Annotated in this window: 20 protein-coding genes and 3 pseudogenes; 11 read left to right on the top strand and 12 right to left on the bottom strand. The window is 74.4% G+C overall.

Annotated elements, in window-relative coordinates:
• Positions 1–32: 32 nt before the first annotated feature.
• Positions 33–515: pseudogene (locus tag FHX32_RS35540) on the top strand (DUF1775 domain-containing protein); the annotation flags it as partial.
• A gap of 545 nt (positions 516–1,060) precedes the next feature.
• Here FHX32_RS35540 and FHX32_RS31475 read toward each other — a convergent pair.
• Complete coding sequence (locus FHX32_RS31475) at positions 1,061–1,981, bottom strand: ADP-ribosylglycohydrolase family protein (RefSeq protein WP_167191397.1); 921 nt, start codon at positions 1,979–1,981, stop codon at positions 1,061–1,063.
• A gap of 73 nt (positions 1,982–2,054) precedes the next feature.
• On the opposite strand from FHX32_RS31475, the gene FHX32_RS31470 reads away from it, so the two are divergent.
• Together FHX32_RS31470 and FHX32_RS31465 are read left to right on the top strand one after the other, a co-directional pair.
• The gene (locus FHX32_RS31470) at positions 2,055–2,744 is read left to right on the top strand and encodes a response regulator transcription factor (protein ID WP_088994906.1); all 690 of its coding nucleotides are present in this window, start codon (positions 2,055–2,057) and stop codon (positions 2,742–2,744) included.
• A gap of 29 nt (positions 2,745–2,773) precedes the next feature.
• Complete coding sequence (locus tag FHX32_RS31465; protein WP_208419624.1) at positions 2,774–4,171, top strand: sensor histidine kinase; 1,398 nt, start codon at positions 2,774–2,776, stop codon at positions 4,169–4,171.
• Positions 4,172–4,680: 509 nt separating this feature from the next.
• Here the strand turns inward: FHX32_RS31465 and FHX32_RS31460 are convergent.
• Positions 4,681–5,706, bottom strand: coding sequence for an adenosine deaminase (locus FHX32_RS31460; RefSeq protein ID WP_167191395.1), 1,026 nt, complete (start codon positions 5,704–5,706; stop codon positions 4,681–4,683).
• On the bottom strand, positions 5,703–6,497 hold the full coding sequence (locus FHX32_RS31455) for a trans-aconitate 2-methyltransferase (RefSeq protein ID WP_167191393.1): 795 nt from the start codon (positions 6,495–6,497) through the stop codon (positions 5,703–5,705). Before FHX32_RS31455 ends, FHX32_RS31460 begins: the two co-directional genes overlap by 4 nt.
• A gap of 84 nt (positions 6,498–6,581) precedes the next feature.
• Between FHX32_RS31455 and FHX32_RS31450 the strand changes: the two genes are divergently transcribed.
• Positions 6,582–7,565, top strand: coding sequence for an aldo/keto reductase (locus tag FHX32_RS31450; RefSeq protein WP_167191391.1), 984 nt, complete (start codon positions 6,582–6,584; stop codon positions 7,563–7,565).
• A gap of 46 nt (positions 7,566–7,611) precedes the next feature.
• Complete coding sequence (locus FHX32_RS31445; protein ID WP_167191389.1) at positions 7,612–7,806, top strand: hypothetical protein; 195 nt, start codon at positions 7,612–7,614, stop codon at positions 7,804–7,806.
• Between the two features lie 193 nt (positions 7,807–7,999).
• On the opposite strand, the gene FHX32_RS31440 is transcribed toward FHX32_RS31445, so the two are convergent.
• From FHX32_RS31440 to FHX32_RS31410, 7 genes are all read right to left on the bottom strand, one after another.
• Positions 8,000–8,203, bottom strand: a complete 204-nt coding sequence (locus tag FHX32_RS31440) for a cold-shock protein (RefSeq protein ID WP_007075740.1) — start codon at positions 8,201–8,203, stop codon at positions 8,000–8,002.
• Positions 8,204–8,488: 285 nt separating this feature from the next.
• Positions 8,489–8,749 carry a DUF4235 domain-containing protein gene (locus tag FHX32_RS31435; RefSeq protein ID WP_486481470.1) on the bottom strand — a complete coding sequence of 87 codons (261 nt, stop codon included), beginning with the start codon at positions 8,747–8,749 and terminating at the stop codon, positions 8,489–8,491.
• 8 nt (positions 8,750–8,757) lie between these two features.
• Positions 8,758–9,102, bottom strand: a complete 345-nt coding sequence (locus tag FHX32_RS31430; protein WP_167191385.1) for a DUF3618 domain-containing protein — start codon at positions 9,100–9,102, stop codon at positions 8,758–8,760.
• Positions 9,099–9,533, bottom strand: coding sequence for a phage holin family protein (locus FHX32_RS31425; RefSeq protein WP_167191383.1), 435 nt, complete (start codon positions 9,531–9,533; stop codon positions 9,099–9,101). The genes FHX32_RS31430 and FHX32_RS31425 overlap by 4 nt, the downstream gene beginning before the upstream one ends.
• A 315-nt stretch (positions 9,534–9,848) precedes the next feature.
• Positions 9,849–11,045 carry a mechanosensitive ion channel domain-containing protein gene (locus FHX32_RS31420; protein WP_167191381.1) on the bottom strand — a complete coding sequence of 399 codons (1,197 nt, stop codon included), beginning with the start codon at positions 11,043–11,045 and terminating at the stop codon, positions 9,849–9,851.
• 79 nt (positions 11,046–11,124) lie between these two features.
• Complete coding sequence (locus FHX32_RS31415; RefSeq protein ID WP_167191379.1) at positions 11,125–11,943, bottom strand: DUF1206 domain-containing protein; 819 nt, start codon at positions 11,941–11,943, stop codon at positions 11,125–11,127.
• 61 nt (positions 11,944–12,004) lie between these two features.
• The gene (locus FHX32_RS31410; protein ID WP_167191377.1) at positions 12,005–12,373 is read right to left on the bottom strand and encodes a hypothetical protein; all 369 of its coding nucleotides are present in this window, start codon (positions 12,371–12,373) and stop codon (positions 12,005–12,007) included.
• A 120-nt stretch (positions 12,374–12,493) separates the two neighbouring features.
• On the opposite strand from FHX32_RS31410, the gene FHX32_RS31405 reads away from it, so the two are divergent.
• Both FHX32_RS31405 and FHX32_RS31400 read left to right on the top strand, forming a co-directional pair.
• Positions 12,494–13,720: a cysteine desulfurase-like protein gene (locus tag FHX32_RS31405; protein WP_167191375.1), complete on the top strand. Its 1,227-nt coding sequence runs from the start codon at positions 12,494–12,496 to the stop codon at positions 13,718–13,720.
• Complete coding sequence (locus FHX32_RS31400; RefSeq protein ID WP_167191373.1) at positions 13,717–14,004, top strand: GNAT family N-acetyltransferase; 288 nt, start codon at positions 13,717–13,719, stop codon at positions 14,002–14,004. Before FHX32_RS31405 ends, FHX32_RS31400 begins: the two co-directional genes overlap by 4 nt.
• A gap of 168 nt (positions 14,005–14,172) precedes the next feature.
• Here FHX32_RS31400 and FHX32_RS31395 read toward each other — a convergent pair whose 3' ends face one another.
• Entirely contained in the window at positions 14,173–15,669 is a 1,497-nt protein-coding gene (locus FHX32_RS31395) for a glycoside hydrolase family 3 N-terminal domain-containing protein (protein WP_167191371.1), read from the bottom strand.
• A gap of 137 nt (positions 15,670–15,806) precedes the next feature.
• Between FHX32_RS31395 and FHX32_RS35535 the strand changes: the two genes are divergently transcribed.
• The 4 genes and pseudogenes from FHX32_RS35535 to FHX32_RS31380 form a co-directional block, all read left to right on the top strand.
• On the top strand, positions 15,807–15,929 hold the full coding sequence (locus FHX32_RS35535) for a hypothetical protein (RefSeq protein ID WP_255562330.1): 123 nt from the start codon (positions 15,807–15,809) through the stop codon (positions 15,927–15,929).
• A 101-nt stretch (positions 15,930–16,030) separates the two neighbouring features.
• The gene (locus FHX32_RS31390; protein WP_167191369.1) at positions 16,031–16,981 is read left to right on the top strand and encodes a TIGR03557 family F420-dependent LLM class oxidoreductase; all 951 of its coding nucleotides are present in this window, start codon (positions 16,031–16,033) and stop codon (positions 16,979–16,981) included.
• A 99-nt stretch (positions 16,982–17,080) separates the two neighbouring features.
• A pseudogene (locus FHX32_RS31385) lies at positions 17,081–17,454 on the top strand (DEAD/DEAH box helicase); the annotation flags it as partial.
• 13 nt (positions 17,455–17,467) lie between these two features.
• Positions 17,468–17,590: pseudogene (locus FHX32_RS31380) on the top strand (hypothetical protein); the annotation flags it as partial.
• Positions 17,591–17,606: 16 nt separating this feature from the next.
• Here FHX32_RS31380 and FHX32_RS31375 read toward each other — a convergent pair.
• Positions 17,607–18,968, bottom strand: coding sequence for an IS4 family transposase (locus FHX32_RS31375; protein ID WP_486480860.1), 1,362 nt, complete (start codon positions 18,966–18,968; stop codon positions 17,607–17,609).
• Between the last annotated feature and the right edge of the window lie 115 nt (positions 18,969–19,083).

Raw genomic sequence — 19,083 nt, 5'->3', positions numbered from 1 at the left:
CCGGCCGCGCGGAGACGGATGGGGACCCGAAGATGGCGATGACACGCGGCCTGGGCCGCCGGGCCGGGGCGGTGGCCGCCCTGGCCGCGGCCGCCGTGCTGGCCTGGCCCGCCACGGCGGACGCGGCGGATGTGACCACCAACCCGACGCAGGCCCGGCAGGGCGACGCGGTGAAGCTGGAGTTCGTGGTGCCCGAGGAACGGCCCGGCACCCGGACCGACCGGATCGAGGTCCGGCTGCCGGCCGACGCGCCGATCGCCGAGGTGTACCCGATGTCGGTCGACGGCTGGGCGCCCCGGATCACCACCCGCCGGCTGGACCAGCCGGTGACCGGCCTGCACGGCGTCCGGCTCGACACGGTCACCAGCGCGGTGACCTGGACCCGGATGCCCGGATCGGGCGCCGCCCCGGCCCGGCTCACCCTCTCCATGGGTCCCCTGCCGCAGGTCGACCGGTTCACCTTCCAGGTGATCCAGACGTACGCCGACGGCACGGTGGTGCGCTGGGCCGATCCGGCCGGTGCGCACCGGGCGCCGGTGCTGGTCCTGTCCCCCGCGCCCCCCGGAGCGGTCGCCGGGCACGGCGGGCACGGCGCCCCGCCGGTGGCCGGCGCGGACACCGGGGGCGCGGCGCGCGGGCCGGCCGCAGGTGAGGCGGCAGCCGGGGCGGACGACGGCCGAAACGCCGACGCGCTGCTCGCCGCCGGGCTGCTCGCCGGGCTGGGCGGCGGGGCGGCGATCGGTTGGCTGGCGAGCCGCTGGCGCCGCCGGGAGCCGGCCGCCCCGATCGACCGATCCGTCCTCGACGTGGAGCCGCCCGCGGCGGCCGACAGCCGGGCGGTGGCGCCGCTGGGCGCCGACCCGACCACCGAGATCCCGGCCACCGACAGCCCGGCCCCGGCCCACGGCAGTCCGCCGGCCGGCGACGACGGTCCGGCATCCCGACCGGAGGAGCTGCCGCAGGACCGGACGGGAGCGGGATCGCGGCCACCGGCCCGGCGGGGCGGCACCGACCCGGCGGAGCGGCACCGGCCCGGCGGGGCGGCGCTGGTGGGGCCGGGTCAGTCCAGCCAGTCCGGCAGCGGCTCGCGGGCGGCCAGCCACTCCGACGGCACGCCGCCCGGGGTGCCCACGCCGGTGTGCGCGGCCACCACCGCGCCGGCGATCGCCGCCGTGGTGTCGACGTCGCCGCCCGCCTCGACGCAGGCGCGGATCGCCGCCGGATAGTCGTCCAGGTGCACCGCGGCCACCCAGAGAGTGAAGGCGACGGTGTCCTGGGCGGTCACCCGGGAGCCGTTGCCGAGCGCGTCGACCACCGCCGGCAGCGGCCGGCCGAGCAGGTCCACCGCGCGCCGTACCCCCCGGTGCACCTCACTGGCGGGATCGAGCAGCGCGGCCACCGCGGCGAGCAACCGGTCCGGTGCCGGGCGGTACCCGTCCAACCGGGCGCGGGTGGCCAGCGCGGCGGCCACCGCCACCGCGACCGCCCCGGCGATCCCCTCCGGGTGGGCGTGGGTCACCTCCGCCGACGCCCGGGCCTGCGCCGCCGCCCGGGTCGTCGAGTCGGCGAACCACGCGCCCAGCGGGCCGACCCGCATCGCCGCGCCGTTGCCGCACGAGCCCTGCCCGTCGAAGGCGGACGCGGCGGCCACCGGCCACGGCGTGCCGGTGCGGATCAGCCGCAGGATCGTCACCGCGCCCGGCCCGTACCCCCGATAGGGCTCGCAGCGCTCGGCGAAGGCCGCGGCGAGCGCGTCCCGGTCGATCCGGCCGGCGTCGGCCAGGGCGGCCACCACCGAGCAGGCCATCTCGGTGTCGTCGGTCCACTCCCAGGGCGGCGGGGGCAGCTTCCCGGCGGCCAAGTCGGCCGGGTGCCGGCCGGGGACGAAGAACTGCGAGCCGAGCGCGTCGCCGACCGAAAGACCGGCGAGGCTGTCCCGGGCGAGGGCCAGGCGGGTGTCGGAGAAGAGGGTGAAGGACATCGTTGTACCAGCTTGCCGGGTTGGCAGGAGCGCCGCAACGCGATCAACTTGCCACGGGAAGTACCGTCTTGGGGTGGCCACCGTGCTCCTGGTCGAAGATGATCACGTCGTACGCGGCGCGATGCTGCGGTCCCTCGCCGACCGGGGGCACGCCGTGCACGCCGTCGGCACGGCCTTGGACGCGCTGCGCCGGGTCGCCGCCGAGACACCCGATCTCGTCGTGCTCGACCTCGGCCTGCCCGACCTGGACGGCTCGGACGCGCTGCGGATGCTGCGCGGCATCACCGACGTGCCGATCATCATCGCCACCGCCCGGGACGACGAGCAGTCGGTGGTACGCCTGCTGCGTGCCGGGGCCGACGACTACATGGTCAAGCCGTTCACCGGCGCGCACCTGGACGCCCGGATCACCACCGTGCTGCGCCGGGCGGGCCGGGCCAGCCGGAGCGTCCAGCCGGCCGTGCACGTCGTCGGTGGGCTCCGGGTGGACGTCGGCGAGCGCAGCGCGCACCTCGACGGTGAGCCCCTGGCGCTGACCCGCAAGGAATTCGACCTGTTGGCGTATCTCGCCGCACGTCCGGGCCGGGTAGTGTCCCGCCGGGAGCTCTTGGAGGAGGTATGGCGGCAGCCATCGGTCGGCGAGGATCAGACCATCGACGTTCACCTGTACTGGCTGCGCCGCAAGATGGGCGAGTCCGCGGCGAAGCCGCGCTACCTGCGCACCGTGCGGGGGGTCGGCTTCCGGCTGGTGGCGCCGGACTGAGGATCACGCTGGCCCTGCTCACGGCCGGCATGTGCGCCCTGGCCGCGCTCGCCTTCCTGATCCCCCTCGGCGCGGTCCTCGGCGACCATACCCAGGACGAGGCGGTCGCGGACGCCGCCCGGCGGGGTGCGCTGGTGACCGGGGCGCTCGCGGTCAGCACCGACCCGGCGGTGGTGCTGCGGGCCGTCGAGGCCAGTGGCGACGACCCGGCGACCCGGCCGGTGGTGCATGGGCTGGGCCTGGACGAGTCGGCCGCCCGGGCCCGCCCGGCCGATCTGGACCGGGCCCGGTCGGAGCGCCGCTCGCTGATCGTCGACGTGGCCGGCGGCGTGGTTCGGCTCGACCCGGTGGTGCTCGGCGACCGGACGGCCGTGGTCGAGGTGTTCGTGCCGGAGCCGGGCGGCGGCCTCGGCGGGCGCTGGCTGCTGCTGCTCGGGGTGGCCGCCGCGCTGACCGGCGCGGCGGTGCTGGTGGTGGACCGGGTCGCCGCGCGGGCCGTCGAGTCGGCCCAGGGCCTGGCCCGGGCGGCGCTAGCGGTGGGCGACGGCGACCTCGCCGTACGCGTCGAGCCGAGCGGGCCGCGCGAGCTGGCCGAGGCCGGTCACGCCTTCAACCGGATGGCCGACCGGCTGGTGGTCTCCCGCACCGACGAGCGGGAGCTGGTGGCGGACCTGTCGCACCGGCTGCGCACCCCGCTGACCGTGCTCCGTCTGGACGCCGAGGCGCTGGAGTCCGACGACACCAGCGTGGGCACGTTCAGCGAGGCGGAACTGGACCGCCGGCGCACCATCCGCCGGATCCGGCAGGCGATCGTCACCCTCGAGGGCGAGATCGACGTACTGATCAAGACCACCCGCAAGGCGGTCACCCACGAGACCGGGCCAGCCATGTGCGACGTCAGCGAGGTGGTCCGGGACCGGATGGTGTTCTGGGCGGCGCTCGCCGGCGACCAGAACCGCCCGCACCGGGTGATCGGCGCCCAGCTGCGCATCCCCGCGCCGGTGCCGCGGGCCGAGCTGGCCGCCGCGCTGGACGCGGTGATCGGCAACGTGTTCCGGTACACCCCCCAGGGCACCGCGTTCGAGGTGGCCGTCTCCCGGCGGGACGGCTACGTGGCGATCCGGATCGACGACGCCGGGCCCGGGATCGCCAACCCCGACCGGGCGTTGCGCCGGGGCGCCAGCGACCAAGGCTCGACCGGCCTCGGGCTGGACATCGCCAAGCGGGTGGCGTTGCAGGCCAACGGTTCGGTGAGCATCGACCGGGCGCGGCTGGGCGGAGCCAGCGTGGTGATGCTGCTCGTGGACCCGGAGGCGGCGCCGCGCCAGGTCAACCGGTTCGGGCTGGTCGGCCGGATGGCCCGGGAGGCACGGGAGCAGAAGAGCACCGGCCGCCGCTGGCCCCGCCAGCGCCCCTCCGTCGGCTGAACGTCCCGGTCCGCGGCACGAACGCGGTCGCCGAACGCGCCTGCGTCACGACCGGGCCGTGCCGGGCACCGGGCCGGGCGACGCCGGTGAAGAGTCGCCGGCCGGGGCGCTGTCGGCTGGGCGGCGGCCGATGGGAGCGGCCGGCTGTGGGCCGGCGCAAGTCTTCCTTAGGCCTCGGTTAACGACGCCGCCGCACCGGCTCGGGACTGCCACGATTCAGGTACGAACCCATCAGTTCCACCGGATGTTGCCCCGTGCACCCACCGCCGGTGGAGCCGTGCGCGCGGCGGGAGAAACGGTCCCCCCACACCTGCTCCCGCCGCGCGCCCACCTCTTCCCCGCCGTCCCACCCGGCCGTTCCGCGCCATCCGGTGAAGGTCACGCTCGAACGTGGATGTAGTGGCCTCCCGGCGGCGGAAGGCCACTACATCGCGGTTCTAGCGCGATCTTGGACCGACGGGCGGCTCGGACGCCGTCGCCGCAGGTGGCGGCGGGTGCGGCCGGGCCGGTCAGCTGCGGTGGGTGGCCAGGTAGGCGTCGATCTCGGCGGTGATCCGCTGCTTTCCGGCCGGGTCGAGGAACGAGGCGGTCACCGCGTTACGGGCCAGCGCGGCCAGCCCCTCCGGGCCGACGTCCAGCAGCCGGGCCGCGACCGCGTACTCGTCGTTGAGGGTGGTGCCGAACATCGGCGGGTCGTCGGAGTTGATGGTGACCAGCAGCCCGGCCTCGACCAGCTGCCGCAGCGGGTGCTCGTCGAGGTTGGCCACCGCCCGGGTGCGGACGTTGGAGGTCGGGCAGACCTCCAGGGCGATCTGCCGCTCGGCCAGGTGGATGAGCAGCTCCGGGTCCTGCGCGGCGGAGATGCCGTGCCCGATCCGCTCGGCGCCGAGGTCGCGCAGCGCGTCCCAGACGGTCTGCGGGCCGGTGGTCTCACCGGCGTGCGGCACGGACCGCAGCCCGGCGGCCCGGGCCTGGTCGAAGTACGGCTTGAACTGCGGCCGGGGCACGCCGATCTCCGGGCCGCCCAGGCCGAAGCTGATCAACCCGTCCGGCTTCTCCGCGAGGCTGATCCGCAGGGTCTCCTCGGCCGCCGGCAGACCGGCCTCGCCGGGGATGTCGAAGCACCAGCGCAGCTCGATACCGAAGTCCGCGGCGGCCCGCTTGCGGGCGTCCTCGATCGCCTCGCAGAACGCCGGCGCCGGGATCCCCCGATGCACGTGCGAGTAGGGCGTGACGGTCAGCTCGGCGTAGCGGACCTGCTGGCGGGCCAGTTCCCGGGCCACCTCGTGGGTGAGTAGCCAGACGTCGTCCTGGTCCCGGATCAGGTCCACGACGGTGAGGTAGACCTCGATGAAGTGGGCGAAGTCGCGGAACGCGAAGTAGTCGGCCAGCGCCGCCGGGTCGGCCGGCACCGGGCTGCGCCCCTCGTGGCGGGCGGCCAGCTCGGCGACGATCCGGGGCGAGGCGGAGCCGACGTGGTGTACGTGCAGCTCCACCTTGGGCAGTCCGGCGATGAACGTGGGCAGGTCGGTCACAGGTTCTCCTCGGCACGGGCGCCGGTACGGGCCACGACGAAGACGCGGCGGAACGGGAAGTACACCTGACCCTGCCGCACCGGGTACGCCTGCGCGAGCCGTACCCCCAGCTCGGCCCGGAAGTCCGCCCACCCGGCGGCGTCCAGGGCGGCCCGGACGGGCCGCAGCGCGGTCCCCTCCATCCAGGCCAGCACGGGGTGGTCCGCGTCGGCGCGGGCCGGCAGCAGGTGCACGTAGGTAGTCTCCCAGGCGTCCACCGCGCAGCCGGCACCGGTCAGCAGCCGGGCGTAGTCGACCGGGTCGTCCACGGGTGCCTCGCGCAGCAGCGGGGCCAGCTCGGCGCGCCAGGCCGGGCGGCCGGCGACCTCGCGCAGCGCCCGGTGCGAGGGGGCGGCGAAGTTCCCCGGTACCTGCACCGCGAGCCAGGCCGCGGCGGGCAGCTCCCGGGCCCAGCGGGTGAGCAGTTCCCGGTGCTCGGGCACCCACTGGAGCACCGCGTTGGCGACCACCACGTCCACGTCCGGGTCGGGGTGCCAGTCCCGGACGTCGGCGACGGCGAAGCCGACCGGGGTGGCCAGCGCGGTGGCCCGTTCGATCATCTCGGGCGACGAGTCCAGCCCGACCACCCGGCTGGCCGGCCAGCGGGCGGCCAGGGTGGCGGTCAGCTGGCCGGGCCCGCAGCCGAGGTCGACCACCGCGCGCGGCCGGTCGCCCGCCACCCGGGCCAGCAGGTCGTGGAACGGCCGGGAGCGCTCGTCGCCGTAGCGCAGGTACGTCGTCGGATCCCACATGCCAGCCTCCCAAACCGTACGTCCGTCTTGTTGACCGTACGGCCGGTTGGGCGGGCCGGCAAGGGCCTCACTAGGCTCTCCGGCATGGAGCAGCGCACCTTCCACCGGCTCGGCCGGGACGTCGGCGTGATCGGCCTCGGCGCCTGGCAACTCGGCGCGGACTGGGGCACGGTCAGCGAGGACGACGCGATGGGCGTGCTCACCGCCGCCGTCGAGGCCGGCGTGACCTTCCTGGACACCGCCGACGTCTACGGCGACGGGCGCAGCGAGCAGCTGATCGGCCGGTTCCTGCGCGACCGCCCGGACGCCGGGCTGACCGTCGCCACCAAGATGGGCCGCCGGGTGCCGCAGACACCCGAGGCGTACACCCTGGCGAACTTCCGCGCGTGGACCGACCGGTCCCGGGCCAACCTCGGTACGGACACCCTCGACCTGGTCCAGCTGCACTGCCCGCCGACCGCCGTCTTCGCCGACGACCGGGTCTTCGACGCGCTGGACACCCTGGTCGCCGAGAAGCGGATCGCCGGCTACGGGGTCAGCGTGGAGACCTGCGACCAGGCACTCACCGCGATCGCCCGGCCCGGCGTGGCGAGCGTGCAGATCATCCTCAACGCGCTGCGGCGCAAGCCGCTGGAGCGGGTGCTGCCGGCCGCCGCGGCCGCCGGGGTGGGCATCATCGCCCGGGTACCGCTGGCCAGCGGGCTGCTCTCCGGCCGCTACGACGAGCACACCACCTTCGCCCCCGACGACCACCGCAGCTACAACCGGCACGGCGAGGCGTTCGACGTCGGCGAGACGTTCTCCGGGGTCGACTTCGAACTGGGGCTGGCGGCCGTACGCCGGCTGGTGCCGCTGGTCGGCGCGGACCGCACGATGGCGCAGTTCGCGCTGCGCTGGGTGGTCGACCAGCCCGGGGTCACCGTGGTCATCCCCGGCGCCCGGGACGCCGGGCAGGCCGGGCGCAACGCCGCGGTGGCGGGCCTGGCGCCGCTGTCGGCGGCCGAGCAGGCGGCCGTGCGTGAGGTCTACGACGAGCTGATCCGGCCACGGGTGCACGACCGGTGGTGAGCACGGCGGGCACCGACGGGATGCGCGTCCAGGCAGGGGTACGGCGGTGAGGGGCTGGTTCCGGCTCACCCTCGGCCTGCTCGCCGTGGTGGTCGGCGCGGTCTGGACCGTGCAGGGCCTGGGGTACGTCGACGAAAGCGTCATGACCGACCGGCGGGTCTGGGCGGTGGCCGGCCCGGTGCTCGTCCTGGTTGGACTGGTCGTGCTCTGGTTCGGCCTGCGCGCCCGCCGCCGGCGCTGACCCGGCACGCGCCCCGCCAGCCACCGGGCAACCCGCCCGACCGCAGCGAAACCGCCCCGGCCACCGCGCCAACCGAGCGATCGCGGGCTGTGGCCGGAGACGCGGAAAGCCCCGCATCCCTGGGGATACGGGGCTTCGCGTCGATCCGAGGGGCCGGATCACCCACTGGCCGACGGGGGCCGGCCGGCGCTGCTCAGATCGGGCGGACCTGCTCAGCCTGCGGGCCCTTCTGGCCCTGGGCGATCTCGAACTCCACCCGCTGGTTCTCCTCCAGCGTGCGGTAGCCGCTGGTCTGGATGGCCGAGAAGTGGACGAACACGTCAGCACCCCCGCCGTCGACGGTGATGAAGCCGAAGCCCTTGTCAGCGTTGAACCACTTCACGGTTCCCTGCGCCATGTGTATCTCCTTCTAAAACTGGCGGCCGAGCACGCCGTGCGGCCGGTTGGCCGTTTTCGAGCAGCGGCGCCTGAGGCGGCCCCCACGAAGGAGACTTCTCTCAACCCACGCCATCTCTCAACAGCGTGGAACAGCAAACCACGTACGCAAAAACTCTGCACAGCCTACCCGACGAAATTCTCCGACATGTGACCTGACGGATGCCGGAGATCCGCTGGGTGGGCGCTTACCGCCATGCGAAAGGCCCCCTTACCGACCGGCTCGGGGGCCCCACGCGAACTCGTCTCAGTCCGGCCAGTGACCGGTGAGCCGGCGTACGCCCACCGCGCCGCCACGGTCCACTGCGGCCCGGACGAGCGCGAAGATGGCGCCCTGCAACGCCGCCGCGGCCAGCACCTCGCCCCAGCCACGGTCCTCGTCGCTGGCGCTGGGCGCCTCGCCGTCGCCCGCGGTCAGCTTCCAGACCTGCCGGAAGATGGCGCCGGCGACGGTACCGGCGGCGAGGCCCAGCAGGACCCCGACCGGCTTGTACGCGGCCCTGTTGATACTCCTGCTCACCTGCGCCTCCCGCGAATGATCAACAATACGATCGCGGCGGCCACCGCGCCGGCCGCCAGCGCGGCGAGCGGCGCCGGGTTGCGCCGTACCGTCTGGCTCCGCTCCTGCGCCTGCATCCGGGCGACCTGCGCCTTCTGGGCGGCCTGCCCGCGCACCCGGGCCATGGTCTGTGCCGCCTGTTCCCGCATCCGCTCCTTCGCCTGGTCGGCCGAGGACCGCAGGCGGGCCTTGACGTCGGCCTTCGCGGCCAGCGCCTCCATCGTCTCGCCCAGCTCGACCCGGGTCCGCCGGATCTCCTCGCGGAGCGCCTCGGTGTCCGGGCCCCTGCCGTTGCCGGTCATCCCCGTCCCCTGTCCTTCACCGCGGCGGTGACCGTGTCCACGTCCGCCCGGACGCTGCGCACAGTGGCCGCGGGCACCGGCGGGACCGCACGGCTGACCTGCTTCTTGCCGATCAGGGCGAGGACACCGGCCACCACGAACAGCGCCACCGCCACGATCAGGGCGGCGAGCCAGGCGGGCATGGCCAGGTCCAGCAGCAGGATCGCGGTGGCGACCAGGGCACCGAGACCGTAGAGCGCCAGTGCCCCGCCACCGCCGAAGAGGCCGATGCCGATGCCGGCGTGCTTGCCCTTCTGGGCCAGCTCCGCCCGGGCCAGCGCCAGCTCGTCGCGGACCAGCCGGGAGATCTGCTCCGTGGCCCGCTGCACCAGCTCGGCGGTGGACGGCTCGCTCCCGTTGCGGGATGTGCGGGCGTTCGCCACGTCAGCCATGCTGTCCTCCTTTCATCATCACCGCGCTGTATGCCCGGAGTCGCCGCCCGTCAATCCTGGGTGCGACCGCCGGAGGGCCCGGACGCCGCGTCCCGCGTACCGGCCCGTGCCGGCGCGGGATCAGCGGCGTCGCGCAGCGTCCCCACCTATCGCCCGGTCAAACTTCCCGAGCCGGCGGGACGGACGCGCTCCGCGCAGGCGGCACCATCCATGCCCACCCCTCCCAACGCCCCCCACCCCGTCAGGTCACGACGGGCCGCACGACCGAGCCCCCGGCCGCAGCGGCCGGGGCTCGTGGGGAGGGATCGGTGGCGGTCAGCGGCGGACGTCGGCCGGTTCCTCCGGGCCGACGAACGCCTCGCTGCGCGCGTCGCCGTCGTCGCTGCCGCCGAACACGCGGGCGTCGTCGGGCGGGTCACCCTCCACCCGGCGGCGGACCGGCCGGCGCGGCTGCGCCCACTGCCACGGCAGGCTGCCGCCCGCGTCGCCGACCTCGGCGCGCAACCGGGGCAGGGCGGTCGGGCGCTGGTCCCGCACCCAGGCCACCAGGTGCTCGCGCACCAGGCAGCGCAGGTCCCACAGGCTGCCCGCGTCGGCGGCGCTGACCAGCGCGCGGACGGTGATCGTGCCGCCGGTGGCGTCGGTCACCTGGAGGACGCAGACCCGGCCGTCCCACAGGTCGCTGCTCTCCACAAGCCGGCGCAGCTCCTCCCGCATCGCCTGCACGGGGATCGCCCAGTCCACGTCGAACTCGGCGGTGCCCAGCACCGCCGCCTCGGTGCGGGTCCAGTTCTGGAACGGGGTGCTGGTGAAGTACGAGGTGGGCAGGATGAGCCGCCGGTCGTCCCAGATCTGGACCACCACGTAGGTCAGCGTCAGCTCCTCGACCCGGCCCCACTCCCCCTCGACGACGACGACGTCGTCGAGGCGTACCGCGTCGCTGACGGCGAGCTGGAGGCCGGCGAAGACGTTGCCCAGCAGGCTCTGCGCGGCCAGCGCGGCGACCACACCGGCGACACCGGCCGAGGTCAGCACGCCGGCGCCGATGCCGCGCACGCTGGGGAAGGTCATCAGCATCACGCCGACGGTCAGGATGACGATCACCGCGATGGTCAGCCGGCGCAGCATCACCACCTGGGTCCGCACCCGGCGGGCGTGCCGGTTGTCCGGCACGTCCACCCGGAACCGGGCGAGCGCGGTGTCCTCGAACACCACCAGCAGCGCGGCCACCAGCCAGGCCGCGCTGGCGATGACCGCGAGCACCAGCAGGTGCAGCAGCGCCTGCCGCCAGTCGGTGCCGATCGCGTACCCGGTGCTGAACCGGACGGCGAACTGGACCGCGAGCACCGTGGCGGCCACCTGGAACGGGCGGTGCGCGTGCTCGGTGAGCTCGGTCATCAGCAGCGAGCGCCGGCCGAGCCGGCGGATCACCCGGTGCACCACCTCGACCAGGGTGAGCGCAATCGCCGCCGCGACGAGCGCGGCGACGACGGTACCGAGGTAACTCTGCACAGGTACTAATCCCTCCAACCGGGCGGTGGCGCTACGGGCAAAGGCCCAATGGTGCCCGGCTGACCCGAAATCGACCAGTTCAGACCTTCCGGTAGCGGGACTGGAGGAAGCAGAAGATGCCGAAGGCGGCGATGCCGAGGGCGACCAGGGTGAGCAGCAGCTGGCCGTAGGACTGCTCACGCAGCGTACGCAGCGCGGCGTCCAGGCCGCGGGCCTTCTCCGGGTCGTAGTTCACCGCGGCCACGATCACCAGCAGGCCCGCGATGCCGTACGCGATGCCCTTGGCGACGTAGCCGGCGATGCCGAGCCGGCGGGCCAACTGCCGGGTGCGGGGCCGCATCTCGCCGACCTTGAGGTGCTTCTCGAAGCGCTTGACGAGCCCGTAGATCACCAGACCGACGCCGATCGCGGCGAGAACCAGCCCGGCCAGGCCGACCAGCCAGCGGCCGCCGCTGGACTCCATCGCCCGTCCGGTGAGCGCCTCCTGCTGGTCGGCGCTGTTGGAGCCGGCGTCGGAGCACACCTTGTAGGCGGTCCAGGCGAAGTAGAGGTAGACGAGGGTCCGGCCGAGCGACGCCAGCCGCTCCCAGACCCGTTCCTCGCCCCGCTCGGCGCGGTGCCCGACGGCCGCCTCCAGCGCCTGCCAGATGGCCATCGCGAGCAGGCCGACGGCGATCGCGCCGACCAGGAACGTGCCCAGCGGCTGGGCGGCGAGGGTACGCAGCGCACCGGACTGGTCGCCGTCGTCGGCGGAGTTGCCGAACGCGATCTGCAGCGCCAACCAGGCGAACAGCAGGTGCACGATCCCGTAGCCGATGAAACCGACCCGGGCCAGTAGTTCGAGCCACCGGTTGTTCGCCGTGGCGGCGGTGGCTTCCGCGTTCCAGGTGAGTGACATGGCGCCACAATCTCCGAACGCGAAGATTTCCAAACGTCGGGCCACCGCCGCCCGCGGCGGGTCAGCCGCCGGAACCCTGCGTAACGCGGATCTTGACCTCCTGGTCGGTGACGCTGTCCAGGGTGACCGACAAGCCGGCCACCTCGGCGGCCTGCTGGCCGGTGAGCAGGGTGACCTGCTCACCGGCGACCTCGATGGTCACCTGGTCGTCCTGGGCGCCGACCAGCTTGGCCTCCACCCCGAGGATGCTGGCACTCGCGTCGACGCCGCGGTCGAACGTGACAGTGCAGGAGCCGGCGATGCTGCAGTCGGTGGAGGCGCCCTCGGAACTGCAGCCGGCGAGCACGGCGACGCCGAGCGCCAGGCCGGCCAGCAGGCCGGCGGCCCGGCGGGTGGGGGTCAGCGGGAAGTCAACGCGTCGGTTCGTCACCCGGCCAAGGGTACGAGACACCGGCGACCCCGGCCGCGCGTGGTGATCAAGGCGCCCGCCCACCCGGCCACGCTCCTGCCGGCGTGGCCGCTGCTCGCGGGTCGGGTTAGGGTCCCGGGCATGCCGTTCGACATCGCCCGGACCCGGGCCGCCTACCCCGCCCTGGCCGAGGGCTTCGTCCACCTCGACGGGGCCGGAGGCACCCAGACCGCCGGCCCGGTGATCGACGCGGTGAGCGCGGCGATGCGGACGGCGACCGGCAACCGCAGCGCCGCGTTCACCCCCGGCCGGCGGTCGCTGGAGCAGGTGGCGGCGGCCCGTGCCGCGGTGGCCGACCTGCTCGGCGCGGAACCCGACGGGGTGGTGCTCGGCCCGAGCGCGACCGCGCTCACCTACACCCTGGCCCGTACGCTCGGCGCCGGCTGGCGTCCGGGCGACGAGGTGGTGGTCTCCCGGCTCGACCACGACGCGAACGTGCGCCCGTGGGTGCAGGCCGCCGAGGCGGCGGGCGCCACCGTGCGCTGGGCGGAGTTCGACCGGGACACCGGCGACCTGCCCGCCGGCCAGTACGCCGACCTGGTCGGCGAGCGGACCCGGCTGGTCGCGGTGACCGCCGGCAGCAACGCCGCCGGCACCGTCCCGGACGTGGCCGCGATCGCCAAGACCGCGCACGCGGTGGGCGCCCTGGTCTGCGTCGACGGGGTGCACGCGGTGCCGCACGGCCCCACCGACCTCGCCTCGCTGGGCGCCGACTTCCTGGTCACCAGCGCCTACAAATGGTCCGGGCCGCACCTGGCGGCGATGGCCGCCGACCCGGCCCGCTGGGAGCGGCTGCACCCGGCGAAGCTGCTGCCCTCCTCGGACGCCGTGCCGGACCGCTTCGAGTTCGGCACCCCCAGCTTCCCGCTGCTGGCCGGGGTCGCCGCCGCGGTGGACCACCTGGCCGGGCTGGACCCGACCGCCACCGGCACCCGCCGGGAGCGGCTGCGGGCCAGCCTCGCCGCCGCGCAGGCCTACGAGGAGTCGCTGCTGGACCGGTTGCTGGCCGGCCTGGCCGCGCTGCCCGGGGTGCGGGTACTCGCCGCGCCGGCCCGCCGCTGCCCGACGGTCTCGTTCCGCGTCGACGGGCTCTCCCCCGCGCAGACCCAGGCCGCCCTCGGCCAGGCGGGCTGCTGCCTCTCCGCCGGCGACTACTACGCCTACGAGTACTTCGAGGCGCTCGGGCTGCGCGACAGCGGCGGAGCGGTGCGGGCCAGCATCTACCACTACAACACCGCCGACGAGGTGGACCGGTTGCTCACGGAACTGGGCCGGCTGGCCGACGCCGGGGGCAGAATGGCCGGGTGAGCACCCTGGTCGAGGACAATCCCGCCAAGCACCGCTTCGAGATCCTGGTCGACGACGCGTTGGCCGGGTTCACCGCCTACCTACCGCGCGGCGAGGTGCTGGTCTTCACCCACACCGAGGTGGAACCGAGGTTCCAGGACATGGGCGTGGGCGCGGCGCTGATCCGGGCCACCCTGGACCAGGTGCGCGAGCGCGGCGGCCGGGTGGTGCCCCGGTGCCCGTTCGTGGCCGCCTTCATCGACCGCCACCCCGAGTACGCCGACCTGGTCACCGAGGTCCCCTGACCGGCTCTGCTCCGCCCCGGCGGCGCGACGGGGCGGGTCGTCACCTCCCGACAGCGTGATACCTCAGCGTCATCGTGATGACTCTGAGGTATCACGTGCGTTCCCGGTACGGCCCCGCCACCCCGGCACATCGACCCGGTCGGCGCGGCCATCCGGCCCGGCGGCTGGTCAGCGGCCGGCGAGCAGGTCGGCGGCGGCGCGGGCGCCGGCCCGGGTGGCGCCGTGCGTGGCGACGTGCACCGCCCCGGTGACCAGCGCGGGCACCCCCAGCTCCACCACCACCGCGTCCGGCCGGGCGGCCAGCGCCCGGTCCACCGCGGCCCGCATCCAGCCGTGCCGGTGCAGGTCGCGCACCACGAGCACGACCGGCCGGTCGCCGGCGGCGGCGGTCGGGTCGGCGGGCACCGCCGCCTCGGCGTAGCGGACCGTGGTGGTGCCGGGCAGCAGATCGGCCAGCGGGGCGCCGATGCCCCACGGGGTCTCCGCACCGATGGCGATGTTTCGGGGCGGTTCGAACTCCACCACGTACGCGGCTGCGGCCAGCGGCAGCGCGCCGCGACCGGCGGGGGCGGTGGTGACCCGCAGCGCCCGGCGGGCGGCGGCCAGCCCGACGGCCGAGCCGTCGACGCCGGTGGCGGGTCGGGGCGGTCGGTCGGCACGCGCGGCCACGGTCCAGGCGGCGAGCTGACCGACCCGCTTGGCCGCCTCGGCGAGGCGCTCCTCGGGCAGCTCACCGGAGACCACCGCGGCGACGATGGCGTCCCGCAGGTCCCGGGCGGCGGCCTCGTCGGCCCGCTCACCGCCGATGCAGATCGCGTCGGCGCCGGCGGCGAGCGCGCGTACCGCCGCGCCAGCGAAGCCGTACCGGTCGGCGACCGCGCGCATCTCGACCGCGTCGGTGACCACCACGCCGCTGAAGCCCAGCTCGTCGCGGAGCAGGCCGCTCAGGATCCGGTCGCTGAGGGTGGCCGGCAGCTCCGGGTCCAGCGCGGGGACCAGCAGGTGACCGGTCATCACCGCCTGCACCCCGGCGGCGACCGCGGCCCGGAACGGGGCCAGCTCCACGGCGTCCAGCCGGGCCCGGTCGCCGGCGATCAGGGGCAGGTCGTGGTGCGAGTCGACCCGCGTGTCGCCGTGCCCGGGGAAGTGCTTGGCGCAGGCGGCCACCCCGCCGGACTGCAGGCCGCGCACCCAGGCGGCGGTGTGCCGGGCGACCAGCGCCGGATCGGCGCCGAACGACCGGACGCCGATCACCGGGTTCGCCGGGTTGGAGTTGACGTCGGCGTCCGGGGCGTAGTCCAGGGTGATCCCGAGCCCGGCGAGCTCGCCGCCCAGGTCGCGGGCGACCTCCTCGGTCAGCGCCGGGTCGTCGACCGCGCCCAGGGCGTGGTTGCCCGGGCGGGAGCTGCCGAGCCCGGACTCGATCCGGGTGACGTCGCCGGCCTCCTCGTCGATCGCGACGATGACGTCCGGCCGCTCGGCGCGCAGCGTGGCGGTGAGCGCGGCGACCTGCGCCGGGTCGACCACGTTGCGGGCGAAGAGGACCACCGAGCCGAGGCCCTCGCCGAGCCAGCGGCAGATCCAGGGGGGCGGGGCGGTGCCGACGAATCCGGGCTGCAGGACGGCGGACGCCAGTGCCGCCAGGTTGCCCGTTCGCTCGATCATGCAGCCCCCCGTACCCCCGTCCGCACCGCCCGTGGCGGCCCCGCCACCCGGCGGTGCTGCCATGGTCACATCGGTGGATCAAATAGTCAATAAACCTTACAGTTGCCCCCGCGGCGGGAGCTGGGGAGAGTGCGGGGATGGATCCCGCACTGCTGGCCGACGCGACGAGCCCGGCCGACGTCCCCGGCGTACGCCTGCTCGGCGTGGTGGTGGGCGGCCTGCTGCTGCTGGCCGCGATCCGGGCCATGTTCCGGCGCTGACCGCCGGGGCGGTGCCGCCGGGTGTGGCCGGCGACCGCCGGGGTACCGGTTCCCTCGTTGACCAGGTGCGTGGCGCGACCGCGACGCGGCGGAGGGAAACCATGAAGATCGGATACTTCCTGTCCTGTGAGGAGTTCACGCCGGCCGAGCTGCTGGAGCAGGCGCGCGGCGCCGAGCGGGCCGGCTTCGAGGCACTGTGGATCTCCGACCACTACCACCCGTGGGTGGACGCGCAGGGGCAGAGCCCCTTCGTCTGGTCGATGATCGGCGCGCTCAGCCAGGTCTGCCGACTGCCGGTGACCACCGCGGTCACCTGCCCGACCGTGCGGATCCACCCGGCGGTGCTCGCCCAGGCGGCGGCGACCAGCGCGGTGCTGCACTCCGGCCGGTTCGTGCTCGGCGTGGGCTCCGGCGAGGCGCTCAACGAGCACATCCTCGGCGACGCCTGGCCGCAGGCCGACGTGCGGCTGGAGATGCTGGAGGAGGCGGTCGCGGTGATCCGCGAGCTGTGGCGGGGCGGCTTCGTCAACCACCACGGCCGGCACTACACGGTCGAGCACGCCCGGATCTACACGCTGCCGGGCAGCCCGCCGAAGGTCTACGTCTCCGGCTTCGGCCCGAAGGCGGTCGACCTGGCGGCCCGGATCGGCGACGGCTACGTCAGCACCATCCCCGACGCCGAGCTGGTCCGCCGGTTCCGCGACGGCGGCGGGGGCGACAAGCCGTGCCAGGCCGGCTTCAAGGCCGCGTACGCGGACAGCGAGGAGGAGGGCATGGGCATCGCGTACGAGCGGTGGCCGAACTCCGGGGTGCCCGGCGAGCTGTCCCAGGTGCTCCCCTCGCCGCGGCACTTCGAGCAGGCCGCCCAGCTGGTCAAGCCGGAGATGATGAAGGAGTCCTTCGTCTGCGGCAACAGTGCCGAGGCGCACCTGGAGATGATCGACCAGTACGCCACGGCCGGCTTCGACGAGGTCTACGTGGCCAACACCGGCCCGAACTCGGCCGGCCTGTTCGACCTCTACCAGCGCGAGGTGCTCCCCCGGCTGCGCTGACCCGCGGCCACCCCGGTCCCGGGTCCCGGCGACGGGCCCGGGACCGGGCGCGACCGGGCGCCGGGACCGCCCGCGACCGGGCGCCGGGACCGCAGGTCGCCGGGGGTGGTGATCTCCCCGCTGCTCGCCCTGCAACAGGACCAGATCGCGGCGCTCAACGAACGCCAGCGGCCGGAGCTGCGTGCGGTACGGACCAGCTCGGACGAGTCGTCCGCCCAGCAGGCGGAGGCGATCGCCGGGATCCGCGCCGGCCGGGCGGAGTTCCTCTTCATCACCCCGGAACAGCTCGCCAACCCGGACCGGATGGCCGAGGTCCGGTCGCTGCGCCCCGGACTGGTGGCGATCGACGAGGCGCACTGCATCTCCGCCTGGGGCCACGACTTCCGCCCGACTACCTGGCGCTCGGCCACCTCGTCAAGGGCATCGGCCGGCCGCCGGTGGTCGCGCTGACCGCCACCGCCTCCCCGCCGGTACCGCCACCCGGAGTGGGGGCCCGGGCTGGTGCTCAGCTACGACGACGACCGGATGACGGTTCTCTTCGACGAGGTGGGGTACAAGACCCTGTCCGTCAGCGTGGTGTCCGAACAGGGCCTGTTGACACTGGACTAGCCTCAATGCCGGGTAGTTAAGGGTCTGGGCTGGTCGTCAAGGCAGGTCCGGCGAGGATGTTGAGGCTGAGGGTGGCTTGGTAGGTGCGTCGGTCGATGTTCGGGCCGCGGGCGTTGTATTTGGAGATCGCTCGTTTGACGGTGCGGGCGTTGACGCGTAGCCGCCGCTCAGGCAGCAGGTTGTCCAGGACGAGACGGCCGATCTTGCCGACCAGGTCGATGACGGTGCCGGCGATGACGCCGGCGGCGTGGACGACCTGATCACGGGCGGCGTTGAGGGCGATGGTGAAGCTGGCCCGGTCGGGGTCGGTGCCGGTCTGGCCGTTGGTGGCGTCGGTCATCGCGGTGCGCAAGATCTGGTAGGTGACCAGCAGAGCGTGGATTTCCTGGTCGACGCCGGCCGGGGTCCGGGCCCGTAACACCCGGCCGCCGAGGATGCTGGACTTGATCTCCAAGTAGGCGGTCTCGATCTCCCACCGCTCGTGATACAGCCGCAGCATCGCGGTGGCCGGGTAGGCGTCCGGGTCCAGCAGCGTGGTGATCAGGCGGTAGATGCCGGTGACCGTGCCAGTCTTGGTGGCGATGCTGATCTCGGCGTCGATGACCCGGACCGGCTGGCCACCGAACACCGATCGGTAGGAGCCGTCCCGCCAGCGGTGCAGGACCGGCATCTTCGGGCCGCCGCGGCCGGTCTTGGCCCGCACCAGCAGGTGCGCCTGGCGGCCGGTCACGAGCTTGAGTAGGTGCCCGGCGGCGAAGTTACGGTCGGCCAGCAGCAGCACCCCGGCGGGCAGCCGGGCGAGCAGATCCTTGGCGTAGGTGCTCTCCCCGGCGGTGATCGGCCCGAACACCGCGTCCATCACCGACCGGGTACCGCACGCCATGACCGTGACCAGCCGCAGCATCGGATAGCTGGACCCGCCCGTGCGGCCCCCGCGCTGCTTGCTGAACCGGGCCAGGTTCGCCGCGCTGTCCGCGACGCTCAGCGTGGTGCCGTCGATCGCGCAGACCAGCAGGCCGCGCCAGCGTACCGGCCCGGCCAGACTGGCCGCCGGCCCGCGCAGCAGATCGAACAACGCCCGCAACGGCGCCGGACCGACCCGGCGGCGGGCCTTGGTCAACGCGGCCTCGCTCGGGTCCGCGACCGGCAGCCCATCGAGACCGGCGACCAGCCGCTGCCACACCTGCCGATACCCCAACTCGGTGAACAAACAGCCCGCCAACAGCAGATACACCACCACCCGCGAAGGCAGATCCCGCACCCGCCGCTGGGTACAGCGGACCTGCGCGAGAACCGCATCGATCATCTCGAACGGCACCTGCTGGGTCAGCTCACCCAAATGACCCGGCGCGAACGGACCTGCCCCGACCCGGACCACACGCGTAATGACAGACTGAACAGACAGCGGGACTCCCGGCGGTAAGGCATGTCTTGGCGGACGTACCTCTCTACCGGAGTCCCGCTGCCGGTACCTGCACCAACACGCCCTCTTG

This window comes from Micromonospora sp. CNZ280 (assembly GCF_011759515.1).
The sequence above is the reverse complement of the archived record's forward strand: the minus strand, read 5'-3'. Positions and strand labels throughout refer to the sequence as shown.

Excerpts from the sequence above, each read along its gene's own strand:
- FHX32_RS31450 (WP_167191391.1), top strand. The coding sequence starts at position 6,582 with ATGGAGCAGCGCACCTTCCACCGGCTCGGCCGGGACGTCGGCGTGATC.
- FHX32_RS31425 (WP_167191383.1), bottom strand. The coding sequence starts at position 9,533 with ATGGCTGACGTGGCGAACGCCCGCACATCCCGCAACGGGAGCGAGCCG.
- FHX32_RS35535 (WP_255562330.1), top strand. The coding sequence starts at position 15,807 with ATGGATCCCGCACTGCTGGCCGACGCGACGAGCCCGGCCGACGTCCCC.
- FHX32_RS31390 (WP_167191369.1), top strand. The coding sequence starts at position 16,031 with ATGAAGATCGGATACTTCCTGTCCTGTGAGGAGTTCACGCCGGCCGAG.
- FHX32_RS31395 (WP_167191371.1), bottom strand. The coding sequence starts at position 15,669 with ATGATCGAGCGAACGGGCAACCTGGCGGCACTGGCGTCCGCCGTCCTG.
- FHX32_RS31475 (WP_167191397.1), bottom strand. The coding sequence starts at position 1,981 with ATGTCCTTCACCCTCTTCTCCGACACCCGCCTGGCCCTCGCCCGGGAC.
- FHX32_RS31415 (WP_167191379.1), bottom strand. The coding sequence starts at position 11,943 with ATGTCACTCACCTGGAACGCGGAAGCCACCGCCGCCACGGCGAACAAC.
- FHX32_RS31405 (WP_167191375.1), top strand. The coding sequence starts at position 12,494 with ATGCCGTTCGACATCGCCCGGACCCGGGCCGCCTACCCCGCCCTGGCC.
- FHX32_RS31440 (WP_007075740.1), bottom strand. The coding sequence starts at position 8,203 with ATGGCGCAGGGAACCGTGAAGTGGTTCAACGCTGACAAGGGCTTCGGC.
- FHX32_RS31465 (WP_208419624.1), top strand. The coding sequence starts at position 2,774 with ATGTGCGCCCTGGCCGCGCTCGCCTTCCTGATCCCCCTCGGCGCGGTC.
- FHX32_RS31430 (WP_167191385.1), bottom strand. The coding sequence starts at position 9,102 with ATGACCGGCAACGGCAGGGGCCCGGACACCGAGGCGCTCCGCGAGGAG.
- FHX32_RS31455 (WP_167191393.1), bottom strand. The coding sequence starts at position 6,497 with ATGTGGGATCCGACGACGTACCTGCGCTACGGCGACGAGCGCTCCCGG.